Below are 5,320 nucleotides of genomic sequence, written 5' to 3' on the forward strand. Positions count from 1 at the left end.
TTAGACGTATCTTCTCTTTCTAAAGGAATTTACATTCTTAAGTTAACAAGTGGTAACTCTGTTGCTACAAAAAGAATAGTGAAGAAATAATTTCCCCAAATTGTTCACAATTATGAAATAAGGACTTCATCATTTTTTTTGAAGTTCTTATTTTTTTCAAATAAAATAATTTCGAGGAATTAATTAATTAAAAGATATTTGTAGCTGCGCTGTATCTTGATTTTAGCAGTTGAGTAATTATAGTTTTTGTTTTCCTTCGCACTCGGGGTAACGAACACAACCCAAGAATTTTCCATAACGTCCCTTCCTTTCCAGAAGCCAACCTTCGTTACATTCGGGACAGCAAAGAAATTCAGCCCCGCAGTCACGACACACTTTCAAATTGGGATTAGTCTCATCAGTAATAGGAAGGCTCTTCCCACAAGAGTTGCAGGGACGGAGTATTTGATTACAAAGGGAGTGATGTTCACACGACAAATATGCTCGTCCGTTCTTGCCGGTTTTAAGCAAAATACGACTGTTACACGATGGACACTTAACTTTGGTGATGCCTGATCTACCGAGCTCTATTGTTTCGTATGCAGAGCGATCAATTAATTCACGTACAAATACAGAGGGCTTGGATCGATCCGCAAGAATCGTGACCGCCTGACGCGCTCTCGTAAGAGCCACATAAAACAAGCGTCTTTCTTCCGCATGGTCAAATTTTTCAGGCTTGGGAAGCACGAGATTAAGCACAGGATCATCAGCGATCTCTGAGGGAAAGCCCATCGTGCCTGATTCTGTACGAAGAATCACGACGTGATCAGCCTCGAGTCCTTTTGAAGCGTGCACAGTCATGAAGCGCAGAGAAACTTTCGGATATTCAGCTTCTAGTGCTTTCAAGTTCTTTGGTCTTAAGAAGTTGTATCTCCCGAGCAGCAGGACGCTGACATTTGAGCCTTTGCTAGCGGATATTTCAGAGAGAACAGCTTTTATCGAAGCACCATCTCCTCCCTTACCATAGTATGCGACGCGGATTGCTGGGTGTTCAGCACTTGAAACAGTGACAACTTTTTTTTTATTTGAGACGGGTTTTGAAGAACAAAGTGCCTGGCAGGCAATGCAATTTTATCAACACTACGAAAGGTACGCCCCAGATCAACTGTGCTGTGAATTCCGCTTTCCGGTCCCAGTTGTCCGCCAAATTCCTTCCCAAAGCCGCGCATGAGATGTATATCCGAGCCCGTGAAGCGGAAGATTGATTGCCAGTCATCGCCGACGGCAAAAATCCGCGCGTCATCATGTTGCGTTTTAAGTGCACGCAATAATCTGGCTCGTCCTTCTGAAATGTCCTGAAACTCATCGACGAGTAAATGGCGATAGGGGCTCTGAAATCGACCTGTTTCGACATGTTCAGTAGCGCGGTTTATCATATCTTCAAAATCGATCTGGCCTCCAAGACGTTCCTGGTAGGCCGAAAGCATTGGTTTAAAGATTTTTAAAAAAGCTCTGTTACGTGGATCTTCTCCATCATTGCTTACCTTAGAGTGACATTCTTCAATAGATAGACCAGAACTCTTGAAGTGTCTTAGGAAAGTACCAAGAGTTTGTGTGAATGCATCTATCTGACCCATTTCTGATAATTTGTTGAAGAGTTGATCGTCAGGAATTGGCCTTAACGTGACATCGTGTGTTGCCAGCTTTTCCCTTAGCGCATCAAGAAGCTTTCCTTCTACTTTTTCATAGCTGAAAGTCTCAATCAGGATTGTACCGTTATTACGGTGTATGTGGCGTTTCCACTCCATTTCTTCGAGATACTTGTCTCGGCTGATGTATGGTGCAGTCGTCAGACGAGTGGACCCGTCTGGTTCTCGAAATTTACGAACCCCGAAGTGTTCGATATAGATGTTACTATCGGTTAAGCGGAAATCCGGATTATAGGCACCGCGAGCACCTGATGGGAGTTTATGCTCATAGACTGGTTCATATTCGTAGGTAATTCCATTTCGGTAGAGCCAATTGGAAATTTCCCATTCTTCGTAACTTTTTACGAGGTCTCCGTTCAAAGTGCGAAGTTCATGGGCCTCAACCCATTGGTAATATTCGCTTTTGGATTTAAAGTCCCATTCATTTTTATAGGGCCAATAGAACTCCGAGAACCACTTCAAAAGCACGTCACCCAAACCTGCTTTCTGTACAATATCAGTAACTAGAATATCTTTTAGTAAAGTGCGGTACTTGGCGTCATCACTCGCATGTGCAGCAAGTGCCGGGCCTCTACCCTCAACTTCTCGAATAATCTTGTTTCCAAGTGCATGGAATGTGAGAGCGTTAATCACTGCACCTGATTTTTCTTTGATGCGGTCTGCCATTTCGGCTGCTGCCTCTTTGCCAAAAGCCATCAGGAGTATATCTTGAGGTTCACGGATTTCCTTGGTGACAAGATATGCGGCCTTTGCAACTATGACACTGGTTTTCCCTGAACCGGCACCTGCGAGGACAAGAGTAGCGTCTTCATCAGTAACAACGGCAAGCCGTTGCTCGGGCGTCAGTGGGTTTGTTTCTATGGTATCAAAAAACTCTCGCATCTCATCGGTTTCAGCTCTGATGAAAGCATCAATTGCCATCCTTTGTGCAGATTGCGGATCCTTTAAAAAATCGAGAATATTTGCGCGCAATTCCTTCTGTATTTCTGAAAGTGATCCGTGTGGAAGAACGGCGGGGAATGTATCTGCTAATTCCAAGGCCCTCTTAACAAATGGTTCGAGTAAACATGCTGATGGATAGCGTCGAGGCCGGTTTAGACGATTTACTGCTTCATTTAGTGCAATTATTTCCTTCTCGTTAGCCTCGTAATTTTTTGCAACGTATTGGCAGAACAAAGCATTTGCTACCTGAACAAAACGTTTAGCCTCTTCAGTTTTTATGCCTGCGATTTTGAAATGTTCACCATTCTTCACAGGCAAGGCGATCAAAGAAAATCCTATTATCTTTCCAACGGTAATGGGGCCGGATAAATCCGAAAAGTCGATAAATTCTTGCTGACCACCCAGCAGCTTTAATCCTGAAGCTGTTTGTTCTATCCCTAAAAAAGTCAGACCAAAAGGCCGCAGAAATACTCCATTGAGAGAACTCCGTTGAAGCCTCATTGGACTTTTACAAACAGATTCTTCGAGGAACTCAGATGTTTCAATATCGGTCATACAAGTAGTATAGCGAAAATGCTGTTCTCCCCAAAACTTGATCCATTTAGGAGTTAGTGTTTTTCTCGATTTAATCGGAGGCACTAATGAAACGAAGATATTCAGATGAGCAAATTATTGGCATTCTAAAGGAACATGAGGCCGGGGTTTCAGCCAAGGAACTGTGTCGTAAATACGGTATGTCAGATGCCAGTTTTTACAAATGGAAGGCCAAGTTTTCCGGCATGGAAGTGAATGAAGCCCGCAGGCTTCGTGATCTGGAAGACGAGAACCGCAAGCTGAAGAAGCTGGTTGCGGATTTATCGCTGGACAAGATGGCACTGGAGGAGGTGCTAAAAAAGATATGAGCCCCAAGGTTCAGCGCAAGGCTGTGAAGATATTGTGTGATCTGGGGTTGAGTGAGCGCAGAGCCTGTCGGCTGGCAAAGGCTCCTCGTTCAACTGTTCGCTACAAGTCTATTCGTTCTCCAGAAGTGAAACTCAGACAGCGCATGCGAGACTTGTCAGATCAGCACAGGCGATTTGGTCATCCGCGCCTGCATGTACTTCTCAGGCGTGAAGGCTTTGGGGCCAATCACAAGAAGACGCATCGGATTTATGTTGAAGAGGGCCTTCAGGTCAGAAAACGCAAGAAGCGGCGGCGTTCTGCAATCACCCGGCGACCACTGGTTCTGCCGTCTCGTCCAGGCGAACGATGGAGCATGGATTTCATGAGCGACCAACTGTCCTGTGGTCGCCGTATCCGCTTGTTCAACGTGATTGATGATTTCACACGGCAATGCCACACCATATTGGTAGACACGTCAATTTCCGGGGTGCGTGTTGCCAGAGAACTGAATCGGCTGATCGATTTGCATGGCAGACCAGTTCACATCGTTTGTGATAACGGCACTGAATTTACGTCTATGGCCATGTTCGATTGGGCGCAACGGTCAGGTGTAGATTTGCAATTCATCCAACCGGGCAAACCTTCTCAGAATGGATTGTGTGAAGCTTTCAATGGACGGGTGCGCGATGAGTGCCTGAACGAAAGCTTGTTTTCGAACCTGAGAGAAGCGCGTCAAATCACAGAAAGCTGGAGGATTACTTACAATACTACACGACCGCATTCTGCCTTGAACTGGGCAGCACCAGATGAGTTTGCGAAATCCTGTTCCGGGTTAACCCGGAACAGGATGGACAACGCAGCATGAGCGTGTCATGCATTAAAAGCTAACTTCTCTCTGGTACAGGTTATGGGAGAACAGCAAGGTTATAGAATGCTTCCCAGTGGCCTAACTTTTCCCGCAAACCTGTTCGGAAAACCAGGACCACTTCAATATCAAACATATTTGTTATTTTTAACATATTTTTATCAGGTAATATTAAATGATGAATTAAGATTATTACCTGTTGCTATCCTAAACTTATTAAATGTAGTTGGTGCTGCAATTGGTTACTCTGTTACCACAGCCCATATTGATACTGAGAGAAAAAAATAATGCTATCGAAGCTTAGAGTTCTTACGCTTATTGTTGCTGTTTCGATATTGGCTACGAATGGTGTTCTCGCCCAACAATATAAAGCGCCATCTACAATCGAGAAAAAAGAGAAAGCCCCAATTAAAGATGGTGCCAAAAATTTCATAGAGGCTTTTTATGGGAAATGTTATGCGTACATAGACAGTCTGGATCGAATTAGGTCATTGGCGGTAGTTTTAAAGTGGAGACCTTTAAACAAAGATCAATGGGGTTTTCTCGGACCTATGGAAGGTGAGAAAGGGGAGTTGGCCGTAGGAGATTCTGGTCAATTTTGTTATTCAAGAATCTTTGATTCCTTATCTCAAGGTCTTGAGAACAATAAACTCTATAAGACTGTTAAGAAAAAGAAGAAGGCCTTCCTGACGTTTAACAAAGATGCAAAGTCTCAGTTAGGCCTTGAAAAAATTGAAATTGAATTCAAAGAAACAATTGGTGCTAAGACCACTTTAGGTGAAGCTCAGAATTTAAAATTATTTCTAACGAATAAGGCCGAGCCTGTTCTTTTAAAACTTGTGAAGTTTGAAAAGAATCCAAAGCTTACAAAAAAGCACTTCCAATTCGAAACGCCAAAAAATACTAACATTACACAGATGAAGTAAATTGCGAGCTCACTTTT

5 protein-coding genes and 1 pseudogene are annotated in these 5,320 nt (G+C 43.5%); 4 read left to right on the forward strand and 2 right to left on the reverse strand.

The window, feature by feature from the left end; translation table 11 throughout:
* A partial coding sequence (locus Q0241_RS22575) for a T9SS type A sorting domain-containing protein (protein WP_366941166.1) occupies positions 1-90 on the forward strand: 90 nt, incomplete at its 5' end.
* Positions 91-237: 147 nt separating this feature from the next.
* Here Q0241_RS22575 and Q0241_RS09545 read toward each other — a convergent pair.
* Positions 238-1,020 carry a 3'-5' exonuclease gene (locus Q0241_RS09545; RefSeq protein ID WP_366941167.1) on the reverse strand — a complete coding sequence of 261 codons (783 nt, stop codon included), beginning with the start codon at positions 1,018-1,020 and terminating at the stop codon, positions 238-240.
* Positions 975-3,269 carry a UvrD-helicase domain-containing protein gene (locus Q0241_RS09550; protein WP_299376610.1) on the reverse strand — a complete coding sequence of 765 codons (2,295 nt, stop codon included), beginning with the start codon at positions 3,267-3,269 and terminating at the stop codon, positions 975-977. Before Q0241_RS09550 ends, Q0241_RS09545 begins: the two co-directional genes overlap by 46 nt.
* Positions 3,270-3,271: 2 nt before the next feature.
* Here Q0241_RS09550 and Q0241_RS09555 point away from each other — a divergent pair.
* The 3 genes and pseudogenes from Q0241_RS09555 to Q0241_RS09565 all read left to right on the forward strand — a co-directional run bounded on the left by Q0241_RS09555 (position 3,272) and on the right by Q0241_RS09565 (position 5,303).
* Positions 3,272-4,377 (forward strand): annotated as a pseudogene (locus tag Q0241_RS09555) (IS3 family transposase).
* 42 nt (positions 4,378-4,419) lie between these two features.
* A complete protein-coding gene (locus Q0241_RS09560; protein WP_299376613.1) occupies positions 4,420-4,665 on the forward strand; it encodes a hypothetical protein in 246 nt (81 codons plus the stop codon).
* Positions 4,665-5,303 carry a hypothetical protein gene (locus tag Q0241_RS09565; RefSeq protein WP_299376616.1) on the forward strand — a complete coding sequence of 213 codons (639 nt, stop codon included), beginning with the start codon at positions 4,665-4,667 and terminating at the stop codon, positions 5,301-5,303. Before Q0241_RS09560 ends, Q0241_RS09565 begins: the two co-directional genes overlap by 1 nt.
* Positions 5,304-5,320 lie beyond the last annotated feature (17 nt).

The organism is uncultured Kiloniella sp. (assembly GCF_937128705.1).
Lineage (GTDB): Bacteria > Pseudomonadota > Alphaproteobacteria > Kiloniellales > Kiloniellaceae > Kiloniella.

Bases quoted from the DNA above. Each gene is read 5' to 3' on its own strand.
- Q0241_RS09560 (WP_299376613.1), top strand. From the start codon at position 4,420: ATGGGAGAACAGCAAGGTTATAGAATGCTTCCCAGTGGCCTAACTTTT.
- Q0241_RS09565 (WP_299376616.1), top strand. From the start codon at position 4,665: ATGCTATCGAAGCTTAGAGTTCTTACGCTTATTGTTGCTGTTTCGATA.